At 41.5% G+C, this 25,411-nt stretch carries 20 protein-coding genes; 7 read left to right on the top strand and 13 right to left on the bottom strand.

Features of this window, described 5'->3' with window-relative positions; all coding sequences use genetic code 11:
- Positions 1-59 precede the first annotated feature (59 nt).
- Positions 60-1,016, top strand: a complete 957-nt coding sequence (gene metR / locus PSE83_RS15695) for an HTH-type transcriptional regulator MetR (RefSeq protein WP_198633937.1) — start codon at positions 60-62, stop codon at positions 1,014-1,016.
- Here the strand turns inward: metR and PSE83_RS15690 are convergent.
- The 3 genes from PSE83_RS15690 to PSE83_RS15680 form a co-directional block, all read right to left on the bottom strand.
- Positions 901-1,800, bottom strand: coding sequence for a carboxylate/amino acid/amine transporter (locus PSE83_RS15690; RefSeq protein ID WP_004260860.1), 900 nt, complete (start codon positions 1,798-1,800; stop codon positions 901-903). The two genes, metR and PSE83_RS15690, sit on opposite strands and share 116 nt — an antisense overlap.
- A 57-nt stretch (positions 1,801-1,857) precedes the next feature.
- The gene (locus tag PSE83_RS15685) at positions 1,858-3,507 is read right to left on the bottom strand and encodes a Na+/H+ antiporter (protein ID WP_004260862.1); all 1,650 of its coding nucleotides are present in this window, start codon (positions 3,505-3,507) and stop codon (positions 1,858-1,860) included.
- Positions 3,508-3,770: 263 nt separating this feature from the next.
- Positions 3,771-5,117, bottom strand: coding sequence for an NCS2 family permease (locus tag PSE83_RS15680; RefSeq protein WP_004260863.1), 1,347 nt, complete (start codon positions 5,115-5,117; stop codon positions 3,771-3,773).
- Between the two features lie 615 nt (positions 5,118-5,732).
- Between PSE83_RS15680 and PSE83_RS15675 the strand changes: the two genes are divergently transcribed.
- The gene (locus PSE83_RS15675) at positions 5,733-7,421 is read left to right on the top strand and encodes an ArnT family glycosyltransferase (RefSeq protein WP_272660973.1); all 1,689 of its coding nucleotides are present in this window, start codon (positions 5,733-5,735) and stop codon (positions 7,419-7,421) included.
- Positions 7,422-7,467: 46 nt separating this feature from the next.
- Here the strand turns inward: PSE83_RS15675 and PSE83_RS15670 are convergent, their stop codons facing one another.
- Positions 7,468-8,751, bottom strand: coding sequence for an MFS transporter (locus PSE83_RS15670; protein WP_164565679.1), 1,284 nt, complete (start codon positions 8,749-8,751; stop codon positions 7,468-7,470).
- Between the two features lie 94 nt (positions 8,752-8,845).
- The gene (locus PSE83_RS15665) at positions 8,846-9,598 is read right to left on the bottom strand and encodes a sulfite exporter TauE/SafE family protein (RefSeq protein ID WP_164564524.1); all 753 of its coding nucleotides are present in this window, start codon (positions 9,596-9,598) and stop codon (positions 8,846-8,848) included.
- 211 nt (positions 9,599-9,809) lie between these two features.
- Here PSE83_RS15665 and PSE83_RS15660 point away from each other — a divergent pair, with 211 nt between their 5' ends.
- The gene (locus PSE83_RS15660; RefSeq protein WP_004260872.1) at positions 9,810-10,367 is read left to right on the top strand and encodes a helix-turn-helix domain-containing protein; all 558 of its coding nucleotides are present in this window, start codon (positions 9,810-9,812) and stop codon (positions 10,365-10,367) included.
- Here PSE83_RS15660 and PSE83_RS15655 read toward each other — a convergent pair.
- The 4 genes from PSE83_RS15655 to ivbL form a co-directional block, all read right to left on the bottom strand.
- The gene (locus PSE83_RS15655) at positions 10,364-11,026 is read right to left on the bottom strand and encodes a hypothetical protein (RefSeq protein WP_004260874.1); all 663 of its coding nucleotides are present in this window, start codon (positions 11,024-11,026) and stop codon (positions 10,364-10,366) included. The two genes, PSE83_RS15660 and PSE83_RS15655, sit on opposite strands and share 4 nt — an antisense overlap.
- Positions 11,027-11,221: 195 nt before the next feature.
- A complete protein-coding gene (ilvN, locus tag PSE83_RS15650) occupies positions 11,222-11,506 on the bottom strand; it encodes an acetolactate synthase small subunit (RefSeq protein WP_004260877.1) in 285 nt (94 codons plus the stop codon).
- Between the two features lie 2 nt (positions 11,507-11,508).
- Positions 11,509-13,206, bottom strand: coding sequence for an acetolactate synthase large subunit (ilvB, locus tag PSE83_RS15645; protein ID WP_036958316.1), 1,698 nt, complete (start codon positions 13,204-13,206; stop codon positions 11,509-11,511).
- A gap of 103 nt (positions 13,207-13,309) precedes the next feature.
- Positions 13,310-13,399 (bottom strand): ilvB operon leader peptide IvbL, encoded by a 90-nt coding sequence (gene ivbL / locus PSE83_RS15640; protein WP_099975407.1) that lies wholly within the window; start codon positions 13,397-13,399, stop codon positions 13,310-13,312.
- Between the two features lie 331 nt (positions 13,400-13,730).
- On the opposite strand from ivbL, the gene PSE83_RS15635 reads away from it, so the two are divergent.
- Positions 13,731-14,903 carry an MFS transporter gene (locus PSE83_RS15635; protein WP_004260887.1) on the top strand — a complete coding sequence of 391 codons (1,173 nt, stop codon included), beginning with the start codon at positions 13,731-13,733 and terminating at the stop codon, positions 14,901-14,903.
- Between the two features lie 242 nt (positions 14,904-15,145).
- Positions 15,146-15,553: a helix-turn-helix domain-containing protein gene (locus PSE83_RS15630; RefSeq protein WP_004260890.1), complete on the top strand. Its 408-nt coding sequence runs from the start codon at positions 15,146-15,148 to the stop codon at positions 15,551-15,553.
- 284 nt (positions 15,554-15,837) lie between these two features.
- Here the strand turns inward: PSE83_RS15630 and PSE83_RS15625 are convergent, their stop codons facing one another.
- The gene (locus tag PSE83_RS15625) at positions 15,838-16,359 is read right to left on the bottom strand and encodes a single-stranded DNA-binding protein (protein ID WP_004260894.1); all 522 of its coding nucleotides are present in this window, start codon (positions 16,357-16,359) and stop codon (positions 15,838-15,840) included.
- Positions 16,360-17,175: 816 nt separating this feature from the next.
- On the opposite strand from PSE83_RS15625, the gene uvrA reads away from it, so the two are divergent.
- Positions 17,176-20,010, top strand: a complete 2,835-nt coding sequence (uvrA, locus tag PSE83_RS15620) for an excinuclease ABC subunit UvrA (RefSeq protein ID WP_004260897.1) — start codon at positions 17,176-17,178, stop codon at positions 20,008-20,010.
- Positions 20,011-20,090: 80 nt separating this feature from the next.
- On the opposite strand, the gene PSE83_RS15615 is transcribed toward uvrA, so the two are convergent.
- The 3 genes from PSE83_RS15615 to dnaB form a co-directional block, all read right to left on the bottom strand.
- Positions 20,091-21,287, bottom strand: a complete 1,197-nt coding sequence (locus PSE83_RS15615) for an amino acid aminotransferase (RefSeq protein ID WP_036958319.1) — start codon at positions 21,285-21,287, stop codon at positions 20,091-20,093.
- A 102-nt stretch (positions 21,288-21,389) separates the two neighbouring features.
- Entirely contained in the window at positions 21,390-22,472 is a 1,083-nt protein-coding gene (alr, locus tag PSE83_RS15610; RefSeq protein ID WP_004260901.1) for an alanine racemase, read from the bottom strand.
- Positions 22,473-22,763: 291 nt separating this feature from the next.
- Positions 22,764-24,176 (bottom strand): replicative DNA helicase, encoded by a 1,413-nt coding sequence (dnaB, locus tag PSE83_RS15605; RefSeq protein ID WP_004260904.1) that lies wholly within the window; start codon positions 24,174-24,176, stop codon positions 22,764-22,766.
- A gap of 212 nt (positions 24,177-24,388) precedes the next feature.
- Between dnaB and PSE83_RS15600 the strand changes: the two genes are divergently transcribed.
- Positions 24,389-25,372, top strand: coding sequence for a quinone oxidoreductase (locus tag PSE83_RS15600; protein ID WP_004260907.1), 984 nt, complete (start codon positions 24,389-24,391; stop codon positions 25,370-25,372).
- The last annotated feature ends 39 nt before the right edge of the window (positions 25,373-25,411 follow it).

The following is a 25,411-nucleotide window of genomic DNA, read 5'->3' as shown; positions in this document are numbered from 1 at the left end:
CAACAGGTACTGTATAAAGCACAAGCGCAAATTTTTCATTGTCACCGTGAAGGTTTCTCATGATCGAACTAAAACATTTAAAAACATTGCAAGCGCTCAGCCAATACGGTTCATTAGCGGCAACAGCAACTCACTTGCACCAGACACAATCTGCTTTATCACATCAGTTTAGTGATTTAGAGCATCGGCTAGGTTTCCGGTTATTTGTTCGTAAAAGCCAGCCATTGCGCTTTACGCCACAAGGGGAAGTCTTATTACAATTGGCGCAACAGGTTCTGCCATTGGTGAAAGATGCTATTCGAGTATGTAATGAGCCTGGGGTTTGTGCGTTACGCATCGCGATTGAATGCCATAGCTGCATTCAGTGGTTGACCCCTGCATTACAACAATTCAGACAAACTTGGCCACAAGTCAGCGTAGATTTTAAGTCAGGGGTGACGTTCGACCCTCAACCTGAATTGCTGTCAAGGGAATTGGATATTGTGATGACCTCTGACATTTTGCCAGATCAAGGCATCCACTATACGCCAATGTTTGATTATGAAGTGAAATTGATTGTAGCGAATGACCACCCGTTAGCCAAAAGGCCGCATATTGAGCCCCATGATTTGGCAGATGAAACACTGCTTATCTACCCTGTACAACGGAATCGCTTCGATGTTTGGCGCCATTTTCTGCAACCTGCGGGCGTGTCACCTAATGTGAAAAATGTCGATAACACATTAATTTTAATCCAAATGGTTGCAGCCAAAATGGGCATTGCCGCACTACCTCACTGGGCGGTTGATTCATTTGAAAAACAAGGGCTAGTAAAAACCAAAACCTTGGGTAGCGGTTTATGGAGCCGGCTGTATGCAGCTTGCCGTGAAGGAGAACAGCGCCAGCCAGCTATTGAAGCGTTTACTGAGACGACGACGGACCACGCCGTGGAGAACTTGTCTTATGTGAAGGCCGCGAAAGGATCCAACGCTTATGCACCCAAAGAGAAGCAACTATCAGGCTCGATCCTATGGTAAAACTCAGCCAATCCGGATGTTGTTGCCAGATAGCAAAATTCACTAATAACCCCGCTGGGACCATCATGTTATTCATAATAGCAAGGGTTCCAGCATCCACTTTGGTTGCGCCATAGTTCCACATAAAGTAGCCAATGCCTGAAGCTGCAATACCCAACCACAGTAAGACGCCCCACTGGAGAGTCGTTGTCGGCATCATCGATTTATTACCAAATAGCAGCCATCCAAGTAATGCAATTAGCGTTGCACCAAGGTAAAACCATGAGAAAGCCTGATGTTGAGGGATTGGATGCACCTCCATCAGACGTTTATACCCCACCTGCCCAATCGCAAAAAAGATATTTGCTAACTGCACAAAAAGTAAACCTAACCAAAAAGATTCACTCAAGTGGTCATAACGAATAATTGCAGCACCGATTACCGCTAATAGTGAGCTAAACAAATAACCTTTACGCAGCTTTTGCCGTTCTAATAAGTCATAAATTAACGTGACATATAGCGGCGTTAATACCGTAAAAAGCAAAAATTCAGCAACAGTAAGGTATTGATAAGCATGGAAGACAAACAGGTACATGATACCTAGTTGGCAAGCGCCCACTAGCATATAGAGCGCAATCACTTTAGCGCTAAATTGGCGCCAACGTAGGAAAGGTAAAAAAACCAGCGAAGCCAGTGCAACCCGCACTAACACTGAAAACCAACTATCTACTTGACCCGCAAGGTATTCGCCGATAAGACTAAACGACGCTGCCCAAAGCAGCGTCGTGATAACAAGTAACCACATAATGCTGTATTTCGCCCCAAACTTAAGAATGTTGGCTAGAATACTCGCTTTTTGGTTTTAATGCTCTTTTTCGATCAAGACGGCTTCTAATAAATCCAAGTCAACCAGTAACGTTTGTAGCGTTTCATTACTGATTTTCTTGGTTGCGCGCAAGTGATAAAGCTCACCACGTTCTGCGCGTAATGCCGTTAAACGGAAACGCCGTTCAAGGTCTTCAACCAGCAAATTATGGTCAATTTCATCTTGTCCTGCGGTACGTCGCCTTAAATAACCCGTCACGCGGGAAGCGACTTCACTGATATCTTCTGAATCGAGTTTTTCATCAACGTCAGCAGATAAACGTTCCTGCATTTTATTTAAACTGACAATCGCCACTTCCGCCATCGCGGCTTTTGCCATGCGAATTTCATTGGCATCCGCTTCTTTATCTCCCACTTTAAAATTACGCAGCAGAAGCGGTAAAGCGACCACACCTGCAAAAATGGAAAATAAGATAACTCCCGCGGCAATAAACACGAGCTGGTAACGAGCAGGGAATGGCGAGCCATCCGTTAAAAATAACGGAATAGAGAGCACACCCGCTAAGGTAATCGCCCCGCGTACCCCTGCAAAAGAGGCTAGCCAAAGCTCACGTACGGTATAGTTCGCAAATTGCAGTGGTCTTTTCTTTAAGAATAAACGGCTAAACCTTTTCATCAGCCATAGCCAACAAAAACGCAATAACAGTAAAGCAAAATAGATAATTGCCACCGCGGCAAATAGCATCCACGTTTCTACGCTTGGGTCGAGATCTGCTTGGATAACAGACGTTTCCCAGATACCGGGCAATTGAAGCCCTAACATGATGAAAACCAACCCGTTAAAGACAAATTCAAGCATCGACCAAACGCTATCAGCACGTAGCCTCATCGCTAATGGAGCGTTACGGATAACCCCCGATTTTGTGATGGTCATACCCGCCGCAACGGCGGCTAAAATACCTGAAAACCCAATATGTTCCGCAATCATGTATGATGCAAATGGCAGCAATAGCATAAATACAATTTGGGTTGCTGGGTCATCACCACTCCAACGGCTCATTAAACGTAACGATTTGCTGTACAGCCAAGTCACGATAATACCTGCGAGTAGCCCGCCAACCGCAACTTTGAAAAATTCAATGGTAACGCCAGAAGCACTAAACACCATGGTTCCCATGGCAATTGCTACCGCAAATTTTAATGCAACCAGACCAGAGGCATCATTCATCAATGCCTCCCCTTCTAGCACACTCATCATCCGTTTAGGGATACGCCCTTTTCCAACAATTGAAGATAACGCAACGGCATCAGTTGGAGATAGCACAGCCGCTAGAGCAAACGCAGCAATCAATGGAATACCTGGCATCAACCAGTAAATTAAATAACCAATCCCAATCACTGTAACCAGCACGAGAACCAACACTAAAATAAAAATTTCTCGACCATTTTGAAAGAACTCGCGTGTTGGGGTTTTCCACCCATCAACAAACAACAAAGGTGGGATTAACAGAACCATAAAAAGTTCTGGGTCAAAGGTGACATGCAGGCCGAATTGAGGCCAAGCCAACAGCGCACCGATAGCAATTTGAATGAGAGGAAGAGGAATACGAATAGGAAGAATTTTAGCGGCTACCCCTGAAACAGAGACAGCTAAAATCAAAATAAGAATAGTAAAGAAAATTTCCATGTTGCCCTTACTGAATTAACCTAGCGACTAGAACCTAAAATTTTGCCTGCCGCCGCATAGTAAGAGATAGCACCGTCCAGACCATGATAATTAAGACTAAGCCAGTAACCAGTGGAAATCATGCACATCCACTTGATTAACCGCCTTCTCTCTATTTTATCCCTAGCCATCCATTTTCGGGGAAAAAATTGAGACTTTATGATTAATTAATACAATAAGTTAAAAAGGTGGCAACATTAGCCACCTTTTTGAAATAATCCACTTTAGATTGCCAGACCTGAAGCGTAAAACACCACTAAAAGTACAGCAATAATCACAGTACCAATATTCAATTTGCGCCATTCGCCTGCGCAAATGCGGCCGATAACCAAAGCAGCAAAGCCTAACATGATCCCCGTGACGATATTACAAGTCAGAACAATGAATACGGCACACAATAAGCCAGACATTGAATCCACAAAATCATCGAAATCAAGCTTAGAGACATTACTTAACATTAAAAGCCCAACATACATCAATGCTGGAGCTGTTGCATAGGCAGGCACCAAATAAGATAGCGGCGATAAAAAGAGAATAAGTAAAAACAGTACGCCGACAACCACGGCGGTTAAACCTGTGCGACCACCAGCGGCGGTACCTGCTGCAGATTCAATATATACCGCCGCAGGAGATGCACCAATCGCACCCGCAAAGATACTGCTTACAGAGTCTGCGGTTAACGCTTTACCGCCATCAATAATTTGACCGTCTTTATCCAATAAATTCGCTTGCCCCGCCACCGCACGAATAGTGCCTGTTGCATCAAAAACCGCCGTCATGACTAATGCAAGTAAGCTTGGCAATACCATTGGCTGTAATGCGCCCATGATATCCATATTGAAAACCAATGAAAGCCCATCATCACCCAATGAAGGCAACTTGAAAAAACCTTGATATTTCACTGCGGGATCAAAAATTAAACCAATAATTGAAATTGCAATAATAACGAGGAGTACACCACCCGGAACACGACGTTTTTCTAAACCAAAAATAACCGCTAAACCAATGAGTGACATCAAAACAGGGAAAGACGTAAATTCACCAAGAGCAACAGGCAGGCCTGCATTTGGGTTTTTGATCACTAAACCCACTCCATTAGCAGCGATTAACAGTAAAAATAAACCGATACCAATACCTGTACCATGTGCAATACCCATTGGCATATTGCGTAATATCCAACTACGAATACCTGTCACAGAAATGATGGTGAACAAACACCCCATTAAAAATACGGCACCTAATGCCACAGGAATACTAATTTGCTGCCCTAATACCAAACTAAATGCGGTAAATGCAGTCAGTGAAATAGCACAGCCAATCGCCATTGGTAGATTGGCCCATAACCCCATCAATAAAGAACCAAAACCAGCCACTAAGCAGGTTGCAATAAAGACCGCAGTTGGAGGGAATCCTGCTTGCCCTAACATGCCAGGTACAACGATGACAGAATAAACCATCGCTAAGAATGTGGTTAATCCTGCAATGATTTCACGGCGAACTGAAGAGCCGCGCGCTGTTATCTTGAAAAATGAATCCAATTTGCAACTGGATGAAGCCTGTTGGCCTGACATGGTATACCTCTGCTGTTAATGGAAAACGAAGATTCTCAAATACTGCTAACAACTAACCTATACGTTGACGTAAACGATTACGTTTTTAAGAAAAAATAAACTAACTGAGAAAAAAACCCAATAAAAACAGTTGCGCAATCGTTTGGCTTTTAAAATAGAATAAAACGTATCGTGAGGGGGGTAATTATCATTCTAAACAGGGGGAATGATCAAGTATTTTTAGCATTTCTTACCCATTTGCTGTTTTTAGCACCCAAATATGCAGATTCTTATGCAATAAAGATTATTTTCAAATAATGATTCTTTTTAGTTACATTTACTTTACGTAAAAATAGCTAAATACCTTTCATATAGTGTCTGTTTAAAGAGGGGGATCATTTTTTTGATACAATCCCAGAATATTTGCTTACAAAACCAATAGCTAAAAACTTATTTACTGGTGGTAATATGCGTCTTCTAAAAATAGAGCTAAAAAAACAGTTCCTATTGTTTTTTATTAAAAAATAAATATCACTTGCTGAGTAAATATATATTTAAGTATATAACCTGAATTATTATCAACTGCAGTTATAGTTTCAATTTAATCAAGTAAAAAACACATAAAACATATTAAAAATGTCAAATAAGAATGCACCATTAATCATATTACAGCGGAGTATTTTACTACTTTTCATTAGTTTTCTTGCTATGTATTTATTACCAGGAATATATAGCCACAGCCCTTGGAAACAAGATGAAAATTATAGTTTTGGTATTATTCAAACTATGTATGAGACTGGTAAATGGTTAGTACCTACAAATGCGGGTGAGCCATTTATGGAAAAACCCCCGCTTTATTATTGGGTTGCAGCTATTACCTCTCATTTATTTTCAAGCTTCATGCCACTTTATGATGCAGCTCGTAGTGCAAGCTTATTTTTTTCGGTGATCAATTTTTCATTTTTTATTCTTTTGGCACGTCGTTTTTTCCAAGCCACAGACTTCACTGATACTCGCATTTGGGTCGCTTTTGCACTGTATGCCTGTGCCCCCGGGATTATCAGGCATAGTCATGATATGTTTACCGATGTTGCACTGATGGCAGGCGCAACCATTGGTCTGTATGGGTTATTGGGGCTGATACAACAACAAAAAATGCGCATGTCTGCACTTTGGTTATCTCTTGGAACCATCGTCACCATGTTGTCAAAAGGCGTTTTCATCCCCGGAGTTCTCTGGATTTGCCTGTTCTTATCTCCCATTTTTCTTGCTCAGTGCCGGACTAAGCAATTTTGGTTGCACAGCTTAACCGCAGGCTTAATCGCCCTTATCACTATTTTACCTTGGCCTATCCAACTCTACCTTCAGCATCCTGATTTATTTATAGTGTGGTTTTGGGAAAATAATATCGGCCGTTTCTTTGGTTTTTCTGTTGAGAAATTAGGCGCAAAAGCTAACCTAACGCGGATCCCTGCAGCGGTTTCCTTATTTGCCTTTCCTTCCGGTTTACTAGCTGTCGCTTATTTTCTAAGGCACCCAATTAAGCGTTTATTTAATTCAAACGAATTTCTGTTAGCACTATTTCCTTTATTAGGCGTTGTTTTCCTACAGATATCAGCTTCTGGTCGCGCACTATATTTATTGCCTTTTATTGCCCCAATGGCCATTTTAGGAACCCAAACACTACTTAGTTTCCCTGAAAAAATCCTTAATGGAATTGCCCGCTTTGCGGCTATTTTATGGTCTGTACTCATTCTTTTTTTATGGGCTTGCTATTTCATCGCCTTGACTGGTCATCAACAAGAATGGCTAGCTCCATTTAGCCGCTGGCTCCCCATGAGCTACCAAATGCCATTTTCTTCCATTGCATTTATCTGCGCTCTGTTAATTACATTGGTATGGTTTTTACACAATAAAATTATTCCAAACCCTATACCACCTACTTTTCATATGATGAAAAACTGGTTATTAGGCTTATGTGCTGTTTGGGGGGTAATTTTAACCCTGTTTTTGGGGTGGATAGACTACGCAAAAGGTTTCGAAGGGGTTTTTGTCGATTTAAACCAGCATTTATCTGGCCAATTTACAGAAAATGATTGTATGGCTTCTGATAATATTGGCGAATCTGAAGCGCCAATGCTCTACTATTACACTGGCGTATTACACCAACGCCAAGACCAGTTTGAAAAACCTGAACAATGCCGCTGGCTAATTGTACTCTCAAAAACGATTAAACCTGCGCCACAAGGCATGGAGTTATTCTGGCACAATCACCGCCCAGATGAATTCCGAGAAAATCTAGTTGTGTATAAAGTTATTGAGTAATTTATATGCGGTGCTCGCTAATTTGAGTAAAGCACCGCAAATCAGCTTATTGGATAACTTGTTCAACCGTTTGGGCGCTGTATTTTTCTCGTGTGAACCATAAAAATACTGTTACAGACAGAACCAATAACACCGGTAAACCTACAGGTGAGATTGAAGTCGCAACCCCAGCAAGTAATGGCCCTGATAAATTGCCAATTCCCCACAGCATAGCGGCAGCTGCATTAGCGATGATCAACTCATTCCCTTTGAAATATTGGCCGATTTGTACCAAAGCAATGGTATAAATTGCCCCTGCAGTCGCCCCTAAAACAAACAACAATACCCAAATTAGATAAGGTTGAGTAATAAGGAAGGGCAATAATAGACTGGCTACAAGTGTGATAATGCCACAAATTCGGTACAGTTTTTCTCTATTCATATGATCTGCTAGCCAGCCAAAAGGTAACTGCATAATGGCATCCCCAGCAAGAATGGCGCTAATCATTAATGCAGCAACCGCCTCTGTATGCCCCATTCCCATACCATAAATCGGGAACATCGATAAAATGGTTCCATCAAAGAAGGCAAAAAATAAAATTCCACCACAAATACCCGGTGCGATTTTTACAAATTGAATAATTGAAAAATTAGATTTCGCGGCATTTTCAGCTAAACGGTCACCGACTTTTTGATCCATTAAAATAAATAGCACCACAGAGATTAAATGGATCAACGTACAAATCAATAAAGGTGATTTATCTTCCACGCCATAATAAGCAATAAATGAAGGCCCAAGTAGCTGGCTTACTGTGAAGACTGTAGTGTAAATTGCCAAAATACGGCCCCGTTTATTTTCAGGCGATAATTCGTTAATCCACGTTTCCCCCAAGCAAATCATCACACCACTCGCTAAGCCCGTTACTAACCGTAACGGAAATAATAACCAAAGAGGTAACGTACTCAATAGTGGTAATAAGCTAATGGCAGAAACAATCGTTGCCAATAGCATTGCTTTTCGCTTACCTGACCAACGCACAATACGTTGAACCACTGGTGCAATTAAAAACATGCCTAATGCAGGTGCCGCCGAAATAATGCCAATATACAACTCATTGAAACCATAGTTATTTAGCCTAAGCGCAACCATTGGAATACTTAGCCCAATAACGATACCAATGACCGCAATACTCATAGTGATAGTAAAAATAGCAAAAGATGGGGAACGACGAAAATTTTGTAAACGCTGATTATCAGAGCTCATGTTGAAATTAACCCGTTTCTTTTTTACAAAAGAACAGATTTTAACTCCATAAAATAGATTATTATGAAAAATAAAAAACCACATCATTACTAGTGAAACTAATAATGTTTGCGGTGATTGTAACACGACTTATATATTCTGCTATTTATCTTTATGAAACTATTTTTGACGTTCTAAATACTTAAAGGACGAAAAAATACCGATAAAGCAGCACAACACCTGATAATAAAATGATGACATTAATAACTTTTAAAAAGCCTTCACGTGAAATTCTTAATGTTATATGCCGTCCAGCCCACGTACCAATTAACATGGCGGGAGAAAACGCTAAAGCAATCAATAAAATATCTAGATTGAGATACACCCCCATCACTAAAAATATCACGACTCGAGTTAGTGTGCTAAACCCAATTAATGTCATTTGAGTGATACGAAAACGCTGTTTATCTTCAATTCGGCTAGATAAATACATGGCATAAATAAAGCCACCACTACCAAATAAAGCACTAAAAACACCACCCACTAAACTAAATGGAACAACCAATGCTTTTGAAAAGGGTGATTTTGCTTTTTTAGAAAAGAAAGCATGGAGTACATAGCCTACAACGAATAACCCAAGTAGTAATACGAGTATATCGGGGCGAGTTTTTAATAAAATCGCAGCACCGACTAAACTCCCCACTATCATTAGTGGAATTATCCATTTAATTTCCTGATAATCCGCATTTTTACCATCTTTAAATAAACTTAAAATCGCGGCAGTTAAATCAATTAACGCCAAAATTGGAACAATCATATTTAACGGCAAATACATTGCTAATACTGGTGTTGCAATCAGGGCTGAACCAAAGCCCGCCATGCCAAAAACCAAATAAGCAAAAAGCAGTGTTGAGAAACAAATCGCCATTTCTGGTGATAATAATTCAAACGGCATGACCTAAACTCCAGACGTTTTTTAACATCCTCACTATAGTTTCTTTCAAATACAGAAAATAGTTTTATTTTTGTAGGGTTTTAAATTTCAAATCTATATCAAAAAACAAAATAGCCGCTTTAAATACAATATACAATTAAGCGTGTATAATTTGCTTCTCTGAGTAATACAGAATTAGCACAATAAATTAAAATTCAGGTAAAGACACATTGTGGATAAAAAAATTAATATAAAAATCGGGCAAAAAATTCGCTTACTGAGGCAAGCAAGAGACCTTTCGCTAAACGAACTATCGCGTATATCAGGAATATCGAAAGCGGCTTTATCCAAACTGGAGTCCGGTGACTCAAACCCACGTATTGATACATTAGAGTCGATTGCTATTGCCCTACGCTTTCCACTTAGCGACCTGTTTACTCGGCAACATGAGGCTTATCCCTATTTCCTCAAAGCCACTCCCAGCGAAAAAGAGTATTCACAACAGTTTAAATTTCGCATTAGCATGGGAAATATCTCTGAAATTTGGCAATTGACCATGAAGAGAGGCGCTATCATCAATAGCCCCGCCCATATGAGTGGAACCCATGAACACATTATGGTGAATTCTGGCTCACTCATGTTACGACTGCATAACGACCAAAATATCGTCTTAGAGGCGGGGGACTTTTATGCTTTCAGTGGTGATTTCCCACATAGTTATCTCTGTATGGAAGGAGAACTTCAAGCAACTGTTGTTATGACCTACTCCCATCTTAGTGATAGCGTTTAAATTACGGCATGTTGTGCATCATAACTAATGCGCAGTGTCCCCTTTTTAAATTTCATCGACTTAATTGAAAAATGCTGAATATTATCTAGCGAAGAAACATGTGTTCCACCACAAGGCATTTCTTCAGTTTGGTCGATATAACTGATCCGTAAATCATCCTTTTGCTTTATTGCAACGGAGCGTCCACTACGAATGCTTTGGTTAACAATATCTTCAATATATTGGCTATCGAGTTCATCAAAAGGAGTAACATCCCCTTCCATCATGCTAAATTCCACTCGAGATTCATCAGGAAAATGATGGCCTTTTTGTGCAAGCCAGCCAAAACGACGCAATTCCCAATTCAACAAATGACCGGCGGTATGAAGAGCAGCGTAGCGCTGACGTTTTTCTTTGTCCACCCTTGCAACCACATTATTTTCTTGGCTAAAAGTAACACCTTCAGGTATGTATCCTACAATTAGCCCACCCGATTGTTTCTTAATACGAACAGGTATATCATTCACCCATGCTGTATCCATGGGTTGTCCGCCGCCTTGTGGGTGAAAAATGTTATCTTTTAAAGCTATCCAATGACCTTCATCATCATGCCCTTGTACCAGTAGGGATGTTTCAACTTCATACTGATAGGTGTCCGACAAATAGATATTATTTTGCATAATTTTATACCTGTTTATTATTCATATTGCGAAATACAAACCTGCAATACATTCAGAGAATCATTATTCAGTAGCTGATTTTATATCATCCTTGTTCGTTTTAGGAAACCCTAAATTATCACTATAATTAAATGTAAAAGAAAATAGCCCATGCAATTGAATGGGCTATTTAAGTCATAAAGTTTAATATCAGAATTACTGCAAATAATTTTCCATTGTTTCGAAAAGACGCAAATCATCACTAAAGCGTACTTCCCGAACATCTTCTAATTTTTCAACTTGGTTAATCATTTGCGACAAGCGCTCATCTTTTTGTACTAATAGCCATATACGGCTCTCATCTTTATCTTTAATCGGCATACATAGAATGCCATCAACGTTAAATGCTCTACGGGCAAATAAACCACAAATATGTGACATAACACCTGGGTGGTTACGAACAATTAGCTCTAAAGCAATCGGATGATGTTCAAATACCATAATTACGCTCCAATCATATCAATGTTAGCTGCACCCGGCGGAACCATTGGATATACCTTTTGATTAACATCGATCAAGGCATGGATCAAACATGGACCTTTGGTATTCATTATCGCTTCTAATGCCATCTCTGGGTCTGCTTCATTATTTAAATCGCAAGTTTGCAGACCAAACCCTTCCGCAATCTTGATAAAATCCGTTTGATACGGATAAGCTGCAGCAAATATGCGGTTTTCAAAAAATAAATCTTGCTGTTGATGTACCATTCCTAACGCTTGGTTATTCATTAAGATGATTTTGATATTCAGTTGATGCTCCGCTGCGGTTGCCAACTCTTGAATATTCATCATCAAACTGCCATCACCGGAAAAACACACAATGGTTTTTTCGGGCTTTGCCAGCGCAGCACCAATGGCGGCAGGCAGACCAAAACCCATGGTACCTAACCCACCTGATGTCAGCCATTGACGTGGGCGAGACAGAGGATAAGCTTGGGCTGCCCACATTTGGTGCTGACCAACATCCGTTGTCACAATCGCATCTTCGCCTGCTGCACGTGCCGTAGACAGAACTAAACCATAATGGTTTAACGGGTTATCAGCCTCGCTAAAATTCAATGGATATTTCTCTTTTAATTGATTAACTTGCGCCATCCATTCTGTGCGCTCATTACGTTCAACTAAAGGCAATAACAATTCCAATATTTGACCCGCATCAGCATGAATGGCGATATCTGGGCGCTTAATTTTGCTAATTTCTGCTTTATCGATATCCACATGGATAATTTTTGCGTTAGGGCAAAATTTCTCAGCTTTCCCTATCGCTCTATCATCAAAACGCGCGCCAATCACAATTAACAAATCCGATTCTTCCATAATCATGTTAGTACTTGCGGCAGCATGCATACCTAACATCCCTAAATATAAGGGGTTTCGCATCGGGATAGTACCAAGTGCCATTAGTGTCATGGTTGTCGGTAACGTTGCTTTTTCCGCAAATGCAATCGCCGTTTCTGTGGAATCGGAGCTAATTACCCCACCACCAAAATACAGTACTGGACGTTTCGCGTTATTAATCATTTCAGCCGCTTGTAGCACTTTTTCCATGTCAAATGCAGGGGCTTTATCTTTCGGTAATACTTCTGGTATTTCAGTTAGTTCAATTGTGGCTGTTTGAACATCTTTTGGAATATCAATCCAAACAGGTCCAGGGCGGCCTGACTCTGCAATACGAAAAGCATCACAAATCACTTGTGGCAATTCATTGATATTACGAACCAAATAGTTATGTTTCGTTACTGGAATCGAAATACCATAGGTATCAACTTCTTGGAAAGCATCTGTACCAATCATTGATGAAGAAACTTGAGCAGTAATACAAACCAGCGGGATAGAGTCCAGCTTTGCATCTGCGATAGCGGTCACTAAGTTTGTCGCACCAGGGCCACTTGAAGAGATACAAACCGCGGCTTTTCCCGTGGTACGAGCAATTCCCTGAGCTATAAAACCTGCACCTTGCTCATGACGTGCCAGTATGTGGCGGATTTTCTGGCTTTGACCTAATGCGTCATAAAAAGGTAAAGCCGCTCCACCTGGAATGCCTGAAACGATAGTAATACCGTGCTTTTCCAGTAAATATACGATTAATTCCGCACCCGTAAAGCGGGTTTTATGTGGTGTTGTGGTGCCCGATTCGCTCATCATAATTATCCTTTGCTAGCCTGCGGATCCGAGCGAGAGGTGATAAAAAACCCCGCTCGGTTTGCGCCGGCGGGGTTTCTAAATCTGCGTTGATTTGTACCCGTTACGGCGCTAAGCCCACGACCACCACCACACGCACGACCACCGCGGCACATGGCGCGGTTAGTAGTAGGTTTGAGTGATTAGTAATCATGTTCACGGGATTTTCCTGTTTAGTCTGTCTAATTTATTGATTGTTGTTTTTCAGTTTCTTTTCTTAAGAAAACATAAATTTCTCAGGATGACAATCATTTTTTCTTGTTTTATTCCAAAGGAATGGTAATTGCGACATTCATCACACACCACTCTAATGGAGATATTATCTACAAAAATAAAAAAATACAGCATTAATCGCTATTTTAAATCACCCAAAAAAACCTTGACTTAAAGTCAACTTCAAGTTGTATCCTTTGCTCCAATCAAGGGGATTGCGCCTTGATGGAAATATTAACTAATTGATTTTTAATTAATAAATAGAGGGATATATGCCAAAATCCGTTTGGTGGTTAGCCATCACACTTGCATTATTTATCACAGGAAATGCTATTGTCCTTTCTGTAGCAGTGGTTATTGGCGAAAAACTGGCTACCAACCCAACTTATGCAACAATTCCACTGGTAAGCCAGTACGTTGGCTTAATCCTAGCAACTATTCCGATCGCGTTTTTAATGCAAAAGTATTCGAGAAGAGTAGGCTTTATTATTGGTAACATCGGTGGGTTAATCGGCGCAGGCTTTTCTATTCTGGGCGTGATAGAAAGCCATTTAATTTATTTTTCTATTGGACTGTTTTTTACTGGGATTGCTATTGGTACTGCACAACAATTCCGTTTTGCCGCAATTGAAGAAGCCCCCATTTCTTTACGAGCAAAAGCCATTGGCCTAGTTATGAGTGGAGGCATTGCCGCAGCCTTAATCGGCCCAACATTAGCTATTACCACCCAACGATTTTTTACAGAATACCCGTTTGCAGGGCCGTTCATCACGTTAGCCGCCATTTATGTAATCGCATTTATTCTATTATTAATTGTGCCATTAAAGAAAATAGTGAAAACGCCATCGGATGAAGTGTTAGTCAAACGCGACTACAGTGCATTGTATTCACAACCTATTTTAAAATTAATCGCCATTGTTAGCGCGGTTGGATATGCCATTGTGGTTTTCACCTTTGCCTCGATACCGTTATCTATGAAACAACATGATTTCGCCTTTTCCTCTATTGCAATTGTATTTCAATTCCATGTATTAGGTATGTTTGCACCGTCATTTTTCACTGGAACATTAATTCATCATTTAGGGACAAAACGCATTATTTTCTGCGGTATCATATTGTTAATTTTATCAGCGACTATGAACCTGCTAGGTAACCATTTTTACAATTATTTGTTGGCGGGTATTTTTGTCGGTGTCGCCTGGAATTTAATTTTAATCAGCACTACTAACCTATTACCACATACCTATGAAGCTCATGAACGCGCTAAAGTGCAGGGAATGACCGATTTTCTTATCTATTTCTTCGGTGGAATAGGTAGCTTAGGAGCAGGGGTTCTTTTCTTCACATTCGGTTGGCAGACGATGAATACCCTATCTGTCGTCATCTCAGCCATAATTTTAATTAGTTTCTGGAAGCTAAAGAAATATATCCCCAGCAACCAATGAAGAGCTTTACCATAGTACCGTGTTTTTATATTCAAATGGCGTAATAGTTTCATCTGTTGCTAATCGATATCATTATGAATATATCTCCTTAAGATAAACTCTACTGGCTATAAACTAATTAAAAATCGGTGTTTTGTCTATTTTACAAATTAACAAACTGTATTCGGTTTTGTTTACCATTTATTTATTGGCTATTGACTTAATGACGGATAAGATTAAAAAGTAACTAATAGGAAGATATTATGTATAAAGAAATCCCTGTTCCCTGTAATGGGAAATACACAGAATTTCAATCTACAGTTGTTAATGAAATATTAGTTTGGATTGAAATGAACTTAACCAGTCGTTTATTACTCGATGATATCGCACTCAGATCAGGATATACAAAATGGCATTTACAAAGAGTATTTAGAAAAGTCGTAGGTATGCCTTTAGGTGAATATATTCGCCGAAGGAGAATTTGTGAAGCCGCTAAAGACCTATGTTCCACCGAGCTTCAAGTTATTGATATTGCATTAAAATACCAATTCGACTCCCAACAATCTTTTGCAAAGCGATTTAGAGCTTATTTAGGTACGTCACCGTCAATCTATCGCCTATCGGGTGAAAGTCAAAATGACCCATTACTACTGGAACCTAAAGTAGCTTGATACGCTAATATGAAAATAAAATTTATATTTCCTTTTTTAATAACACTACCAATACAAAGCCCCATGTAAGTTAACTACTGGGGCTTTATTATTTCCCATTTAGTTAAGAAAACCTTAATTTAAAATTAATAAAACCTTAAGGTTTTAGTTTTATATTTACTTTACTATCTTAATAAAAAAATAATAATTTTTTGGGTATATAATTTTATACATTTATCTTTATTAAAAAATAAAGGCTTCACAAGGAAGCCTTTATTTTTTGTGCATTCTAATCAGCCAATAAATTAGAACGGAATATCGTCATCGAAATCCATTGGTGGTTCATTAGTTTGTGGAGCAGGTGCTGGTGAGCGTGCGGCTGGAGCTCCGCCACCACTAAATTGTTGTGCTGCTTGTGGCTGTTGAGGTTGGCCCCAACCGCCTTGGCCGCCTTGACCTTGTGATGCTGCATCACCGCCACGGCCACCTAGCATTTGCATTGAGCCGCCGATATTCACAACAACTTCTGTCGTGTAACGGTCTTGACCACTTTGGTCTTGCCATTTACGTGTTTGCAGAGAACCTTCGATATAGACTTGTGAACCTTTTTTCAGGTATTCACCTGCCACTTCCGCTAATTTGCCGAAAATAACCACGCGGTGCCATTCGGTTTTTTCACGCATCTCACCGGTTTGCTTGTCACGCCAACTTTCAGAAGTTGCCAGAGTCAGGTTTGCCACAGCTCCGCCGTTAGGCATATAACGGATTTCTGGATCTTGTCCTAGGTTACCGATAAGAATTACTTTATTTACGCCTCTGCTGGCCATTTATTACTCCTGATGCATTGAATTTTAATCTCTGGATTAGCCGTGAAGTTTACCACGACAGAGCTGATTTGCACCAATATTTGAAATTAAGCTTGTTAATTTGCGAAACGCTTTCCAGCTTTTAGTGAAATTCCATAGTGCTTTTGTCAGTATAGACACAAAATAATACACACCGCATCTATCTTTTCGATAAATTCAGATCGCTGTTTTTCTGTTTTTCTGTTTTTCTGTTTTTCTGTTTCACCATTAAAATCTTACTCTAAATAGTTCAAGCAGTGGCTAGGCGGCAAGCGAAGATATCGTAGGGAGCATACAAAAGTATGTGACCTACGTAGCTGAGAGCAGCCAACACCGCCACTGTTTGAAATATGACGAGTAAAAATAAAGCGAAGATATCGCAGCGAGCATACAAAAGTATGTGACCTACGTAGCTGAGAGCAGCCAACAACACCACGGTTTGAAATATGATGAGCAGAACCTATTCTAAATAGTTCAAGCTGTGGCTAGGCGGCAAGCGAAGGTATCGCGGGGAGCATACAAAAGTATGTGACCTGCGTAGCTGAGAGCAGCCAACACCGCCACTGTTTGAAATATGACGAGCAGAACCTATTCTAAATAGTTCAAGCTGTGGCTAGGCGGCAAGCGAAGGTATCGCGGGGAGCATACAAAAGTATGTGACCTGCGTAGCTGAGAGCAGCCAACAACGCCACGGTTTGAAATATGACGAATAGGAAATACTGTATATCCATTCAGCCATAAATATGTGATAATAGTCTCTTGCGATTGTTCAATATCAAATCATCCGGGAAGTGGTAAATGGATAATATCGAAGTCCGCGGCGCACGCACGCATAATCTGAAAAACATCAATCTCATCATCCCTCGCGACAAACTCATTGTTATTACTGGGTTATCTGGTTCAGGGAAATCATCTTTAGCTTTTGATACCCTGTATGCAGAGGGTCAGCGCCGTTATGTTGAATCTTTATCTGCTTATGCTCGCCAGTTTCTTTCTTTAATGGAGAAACCGGATGTCGATCATATTGAAGGGTTATCCCCTGCAATTTCGATTGAACAAAAATCCACTTCACACAACCCACGTTCGACGGTCGGAACCATCACAGAAATTCATGACTATCTGCGGCTATTATTTGCACGTGTTGGTGAACCTCGCTGCCCTGATCACGACATACCGCTTGCGGCTCAAACTGTTAGCCAGATGGTCGATAATGTTCTGGCTCAACCCACCGATCGCCGAATGATGCTACTTGCTCCTGTCGTTAAAGAACGTAAAGGGGAGCATGTTAAGTTACTCGATAACTTAGCCAGCCAAGGCTATATCCGTGCCCGAATTGATGGGGAAGTTTGCGATCTATCCGATCCACCAAAGCTCGAATTACAGAAAAAACATACGATTGAAGTCATTGTCGATCGTTTTAAAATTCGTGATGATATTGCTCAGCGTTTAGCCGAATCCTTTGAAACCGCACTAGAACTCTCTGGCGGTACCGCAATTGTCGCGGATATGGATGATGCGAATGCAGAAGAACTGGTTTTTTCTGCCAATTTTGCCTGCTCTGTTTGCGGCTACAGTATGGTGGAACTTGAACCTCGCCTATTTTCTTTTAACAACCCTGCAGGGGCCTGTCCAAGCTGTGATGGCTTAGGTGTTCAGCAGTTTTTTGATCCCGAAAGAGTCATTCAAAATACTGAAATCTCACTCGCAGGTGGTGCAATTCGGGGTTGGGATCGCCGTAATTTTTACTATTTCCAAATGCTGATGTCATTAGCTGAGCATTATAAATTTGATGTGGAAGCGCCTTATGACACTCTGAGTCCTGCCATTCAAAAAATTATTTTATATGGTTCAGGCAAAGAAACGATTGAGTTTAAATACCGTAATGACCGTGGCGACATCACTGTGCGCCGGCACCCTTTTGAAGGCGTGCTCAATAATATGGAACGCCGTTATAAAGAAACAGAATCAACGGCTGTCCGTGAAGAATTAGCGAAATATATCAGCAACCGTCCATGTGTCTCTTGCCATGGGACGCGCTTACGTAAAGAGGCGCGCTTTGTATTTGTTGAAAATACAACATTGCCCGAAATCGCAGATTACAGCATTGGCCACGCAATGGAATTTTTCCAAAATCTAAAACTCACAGGCCAGCGCGCTCAAATCGCAGAAAAAGTTTTAAAAGAAATTGGCGATCGCCTGAAATTTCTCGTCAATGTTGGGCTTAATTATCTGACACTTTCACGCTCTGCTGACACCTTGTCTGGTGGCGAAGCACAACGCATTCGTTTAGCAAGCCAAATTGGAGCAGGTTTAGTCGGTGTGATGTATGTCCTTGATGAACCTTCAATTGGCTTACACCAACGTGATAATGACCGCTTACTTGAAACCTTGATCCACCTGCGTGATCTAGGAAATACCGTGATCGTCGTTGAACATGACGAAGACGCGATCCGCGCCGCAGACCATGTGATTGATATCGGCCCGGGTGCTGGGGTGCATGGTGGGCAAATTGTTGCCCAAGGAACACTGGAAGATATTGTCGCAAACCCTGATTCACTCACTGGTAAATTTTTAAGTGGTGAGCGCAGAATTGATATCCCGCAGAAACGCGTTCCAATTAATAAAGATAAAATGCTGACGGTGTTTGGGGCAAAGGGTAATAACCTGAAAAATGTGACGTTAAAAGTCCCTGTTGGGTTATTTACCTGCATCACTGGCGTGTCTGGTTCAGGTAAATCAACACTGATAAACGATACGCTATTCCCTATTGCTCAACGCCAATTAAATGGGGCGACAACCATCACCCCTGCCCCTTATTTAGATGTAGAAGGTTTAGAGCACTTTGATAAGGTCATTGATATTGACCAGAGCCCAATAGGCCGTACACCACGTTCGAACCCTGCCACCTATACTGGTGTGTTTACACCTGTGCGTGAACTATTTGCCGGTGTGCCTGAGTCTCGGACTCGTGGTTATAACCCAGGACGTTTTAGCTTTAACGTTAAAGGCGGTCGTTGTGAAGCTTGCCAAGGTGATGGGGTTATCAAGGTTGAAATGCACTTCTTGCCTGATGTGTATGTCCCTTGTGACCAATGTAAAGGCAAACGCTATAACCGCGAAACGCTAGAAATTAAATATAAAGGTAAAAATATCCATGAAGTGCTGGATATGACCATCGAAGAGTCTCGTGAATTTTTTGATGCCGTACCTGCCCTTGCCCGCAAGTTACAAACGCTGATGGACGTTGGTTTATCCTATATCCGCCTCGGTCAATCAGCGACGACGCTCTCTGGTGGTGAAGCACAGCGTGTGAAATTAGCTAAAGAGTTATCTAAACGCGGTACAGGGCAAACTATCTATATTTTGGATGAACCAACAACTGGCCTGCACTTTGCTGATATTCAACAGCTCTTAGTCGTTTTACATCAGCTTCGTGACCAAGGAAACACCATTGTGGTGATTGAGCACAACCTTGATGTCATTAAGACAGCGGACTGGATTGTCGATTTAGGCCCTGAAGGGGGTAGTGGCGGCGGTGAAATCTTAATTGCAGGCACACCAGAAGAAGTGGCTGAGTGTGAAAAATCTCACACCGCACGGTTCTTAAAAACGATTTTAGAACGCGGCTACTAAGTAGAAAGGCCATTAAAAAATAAGTAAGAAGATTATCAGGGAGCATTTTGTTCCCTGATAATTATTACGATAGCTAAGAATTATTGGCTAACGGCAGCAAATGCTTCAACAATGCGTTTAACATTATGGCGATTGACACCTGCCATACAAACACGGCCAGTTCCAACCAAGTAAACCGCAAATTCGTCTTTCAGGCGAGCCACTTGCTCTTTAGAAAAACCAGTGTAGCTGAACATGCCGCGCTGCTTTAATAAGTGATCGAAATTTTGATTTGGTAATGCTTTTTTTAGCTCATCGACCAATACCGTACGCATGTCTAAAATACGTAAGCGCATCTCTTCCACTTCCGCTAACCATTTGGCTTTTTCAGCGCTGTTGGTTAATACCGCAGCAACAATTTTTGCACCATTAGATGGCGGGCTAGAATATAAACGGCGAACACCCGCTTTTAACTGGCCTAACACACGGTCACGTTCATCTTGGTTTTCACAGATCACAGAAAGCCCACCTGCACGTTCACCGTAGATACCAAAGATTTTAGAAAATGAGTTACTGACAAACACGGGTAAGCCAGCTTTAACCATCGCTCGGATAGCATAAGCATCTTCATTAATGCCTTCTGCAAAACCTTGATAAGCAATATCTAAAAATGGGATCAATTTGCGTTCTAATGCTACCTTAGTGACTTCATCCCATTGTGCAGGAGTCAGGTCGGAGCCTGTTGGGTTATGACAGCACGGGTGCATTAGGATGATGCTATTAGCAGGCAATTGTTTGAATGTCGCTAGCATCTCATCAAATTTAACACCTTTGGTTTTTTCATCAAAGTACGGGTAGTAATGCACTTTTGTTCCCGCACCTGAAAAAATAGAGGCATGGTTTTCCCAAGTTGGGTCACTGCACCACACTTCGGAATCGGGATAATATTGATGTAAAAAATCAGCACCAATTTTTAACGCACCAGAACCACCAATCGTTTGGACGGTAGCGATACGTTCCTGTGCAATTAGCGGGCAATCCTCACCAAATACTAATTTTTGTAATTCAGTACGGTAATCTTTCAAACCTTCCATAGGCAAATACAGTGATGCGCTTGCAGGCAGTTTATTTAACGCCGCTTTTGCCGTACCGACTGTCGCCAGTTCAGGGGTTTTCCCGTCACCATCATAGTAAAGACCGATACTCAAATTAATTTTATTTTCACGAGAGTCTTTATTAAATTCATCCATTAACGACAGAATTGGGTCGCCCGGATAAGCATCAACATGTTCGAACACAGGACATCTCCTAATCATTATTTTACGCTAAATAAACCAAGCGATGATTTGCCATATTTAGCGCCATTTTTACGTTGTTATCTGAAAATAACCCTTTGCTGGCTATTCGTCTACATATTCCATTGCAACTCTAGAGGTTAACTTCGTCAGTAACTCATAGTTGATAATGCCTGTTTGTGTGGCAATTTCTTCAACCGGTAGTTGATTTCCCCACAAAATAACGTCATCCCCCACTTTATCATCGGCATTTAGTCCCAAATCCACCACTGTCATATCCATGGAAATTCGCCCAACAATAGGCACTTTTCGCCCATTAATTAACACCGGTGTGCCTGAAGGTACGTTACGTGGATAACCATCACCATAGCCGATTGCAACAACACCAAGCAGTGTGTCTTTGTCACTACACCATGTTTCACCATAACCTACACATTGTCCTGCCGCATGCTCCCTAACCGCAATTAATGTTGATTTTAGTGTCATCACAGGAAGCAAACCGAAGTCTTCTGCACTTTTCCCTTCTTGTGGCGAAGCGCCATACATCATGATCCCTGGACGAACCCAGTCATAGTGAGCTTCTGGCCAAAGTAAAATTCCTGCGGAGGCGGCAATGGATTTCTCACCCTCTTTACCGTCAATAAACTGTTTAAAGCAGGCAATTTGTTTTTCAGTTGTCGGTAAATGGGGGGCATCCGCTTGGCAAAAATGACTAACAATATTGATAGGGAGCTGAACTTGCTGGCAGCGTTGTAAACGTTGATAAAAGCCTTCGGCATCTTTAGGAAGTATGCCAAGGCGGTGCATACCTGTATCCAGTTTCATCCAAACTTTAAGAGGATAGGGTAATTTGGTAGCTTCTAGCATTTCAAGCTGTTCTATACAGTGGATCACGGTGTCAATCTGGTGTTCTGCCATTAACAACAAGTCAGATTGTTCAAAAAAACCCTCCAGTAAAACAATCGGTTTTATCACACCGTGCTGCCGTAATAGTAGCGCCTCATTGAGTCTTGCCACACCAAAGCCATCCACCAGCTCTTCTACTGCCTGACCAACCCCTACTAACCCATGACCATAAGCGTTTGCTTTGACAACTGCAATCATCTGGCTATTTGGTGCAATTTCTTTCACCCGTTGCAAGTTGTGTCGCAGAGCGCGGCGGTTTATCAATGCGGTTGCCGCTTTCATTGTTTCCTCGTTCTTTTTCTCTAAACCCGCTAAAAATTAAGCTGCCCTTTGGCAGCCCAATATATTCTCTATTTGTTATACGCTAAAAAATATCAATTTCCATTCGATCTTGTTTCTGTATAAAGAAAAAATTATTCAAACTAGTTTAACTTTAATACTCTAAATAGTTTGCATTGTCGCTAGGCGGCGATTGAGCTAATCCAAGAAGCATACATAAGTATATGATTCGCGTAGCCGAGTGCAGCCAACACCGTGACAGCGCAAAATATGACGAGTATTTATGATGAGGATTTAGTCCTCATCATTATAAGCTGGCCCTGCATAATTATCGAAGCGCGACCACTGCCCATTAAACGTCAACCGCACCGTACCAATCGGCCCATTACGCTGTTTACCGAGAATGATTTCCGCAACCCCTTTGAGCTCACTATTATCGTGATAAACCTCATCACGATAGATAAACATGATTAAGTCCGCATCCTGCTCGATAGACCCTGATTCACGTAAATCCGAGTTAACAGGGCGCTTATCGGCACGTTGCTCAAGACTACGGTTTAACTGCGACAGAGCCACCACAGGTACATTTAATTCTTTCGCTAGCGCCTTAAGTGAACGTGAAATTTCGGCAATTTCTAACGTACGGTTGTCAGAAAGAGCAGGAACTCGCATCAATTGGAGGTAGTCAATCATGATCAAACTTAAACCACCATGTTCACGATAAATACGCCTCGCACGTGAACGAACCTCTGTGGGAGTCAGGCCCGAAGAGTCATCGATGTACATATTGCGCTTTTCCATCAAAATACCCATCGTGCTTGAAATTCGCGCCCAATCCTCATCATCAAGTTGCCCAGTACGAATACGGGTTTGGTCAACACGGGATAATGATGCCAACATACGCATCATGATTTGGTTTCCTGGCATCTCTAAACTGAAGATTAAAACAGGTTTTTCTTCCGTCATCGCCGCGTTTTCGCACAAGTTCATTGCAAAAGTGGTTTTCCCCATCGATGGACGCGCGGCCACAATAATTAAATCAGAACCTTGTAAACCTGCGGTTTTTTTATCGAGGTCTTGGTAACCTGTTGAAACCCCAGTAACACCGTCGTGCGGTTGTTGGTAAAGTTGCTCAATTTTTTCAACGGTTTCAGACAAAATGGCTTCAATACCTTTTGGTCCCTCGTCTTTATTCGCTCTTGACTCAGCGATTTGGAATACTTTGGTTTCGGCTAAATCGAGGAGATCTTCACTGCTTCGCCCTTGTGGATCATAACCTGCATCTGCAATTTCATTAGCGACTGAAATCATATCCCGAACAATCGCACGTTCGCGGACGATGTCTGCATAAGCATTAATATTCGCCGCACTTGGCGTATTTTTAGATAGCTCAGCCAAATAAGCAAAACCACCGACGCTATCCAACTCACCCTGCTGTTCTAGTGATTCTGATAAGGTGATAAGGTCAATAGGTTTGCCTTGCTCAAGCAAAAATTGCATCTGTGAGAAAATGGTACGGTGGGGGCGGCTAAAGAAATCAGCGTGGGTCACACGTTCAGAAACGGTATCCCAACGCTCGTTATCTAACATTAACCCCCCTAAAACAGACTGCTCCGCTTCGAGAGAATGTGGTGGAAGTTTTAACCCTTCCATTTGGTGGTCTCGTGGGGCATCCGTTTTAAAATTTGATGAGGGTTTTTTAGCCATACATTAATATCCAAGTCTATAATTAACGATCTGCGCTTAGTATACGCCAATCTTATTTTTTTGTGGTTTTCTTTGCGTCTTTGCGCAAAGTAATCACAAGATAAAATACATCACTGAAAGCACAAACCTATAATTCTTCTGATTGAAACATGGCGTTATGATAAAACGATTGTTATTGTAATTAAAATGAATAGTCCTTATTGGAGATTGTCATGGCAAAACGTATTGAATTCGCGCAACATGGCGGCGCTGATGTACTTAACTTAGTAGATTATTCCCCAGCAAACCCAGCAGATAATGAAATTCAAATAGAAAACCGTGCTATCGGGATTAACTTTATCGACACCTATGTTCGCAGCGGTTTATACCCTGTTGCTAAGCTACCAAGTGGCCTTGGTACAGAAGCGGCAGGTGTTGTTGTGAAAACTGGTGCCCATGTCACAGGTTTCAAGCCCGGTGACCGTGTCGTTTATGCGCAAGGCCCTCTAGGTGCTTATAGCGAAGTCCATAATGTTCCTGAAAATGCTGTAGCCCATCTCCCTGATGGCATTACGTTTGAACAAGCCGCAGCCAGCTCATTAAAAGGCATGACGGTTTATTATTTATTCCATCAGACATATCAACTGAAACGTGACGAAGTCTTTCTGTTCCACGCCGCTGCAGGTGGCGTTGGGTTGATAGCTTGCCAATGGGCAAACGCGCTAGGCGCCAAGATGATAGGCACGGTGGGTTCTGCAGATAAAGCGTTAAGAGCCAAAGATGCCGGAGCATGGGAAGTCATCAATTACCAAACAGAAGACATTGCAGCTCGCGTGAAAGAAATCACTAATGGCGAGAAAGTGAATGTGGCGTATGACTCAGTGGGCCAATCCACATGGATTGCTTCTTTAGACTCGCTCAAGCGTCGCGGCTTAATGGTGAGTTTTGGTAACGCTTCTGGTCCTGTTACCGGTGTAAACTTAGGAATTTTAAACCAAAAAGGCGGATTATACGTCACTCGCCCATCACTTGGTGTCTATGTGACTAACCGTGCTGAGCTAGACCAAGCTAGTAATGCCTTATTTGATATGATTTTAAGCGGAAAAGTGAATGTAGATGTGCCGCAATCACAAATTTTTGCTTTAAAAGATGCACAGAAAGCCCATCTCACTATCGAATCAAGAAAAACCCAAGGTTCGAGTTTGCTTATTCCGTGATAAATAGCCCCCTTAATTAGCCAGTCATTTTTGCTAGTT

Origin of the sequence: Providencia sp. PROV150 (assembly GCF_028481025.1) — a bacterium.
GTDB classification, from domain to species: domain Bacteria; phylum Pseudomonadota; class Gammaproteobacteria; order Enterobacterales; family Enterobacteriaceae; genus Providencia; species Providencia hangzhouensis.
The sequence above is the reverse complement of the archived record's forward strand: the minus strand, read 5'-3'. Positions and strand labels throughout refer to the sequence as shown.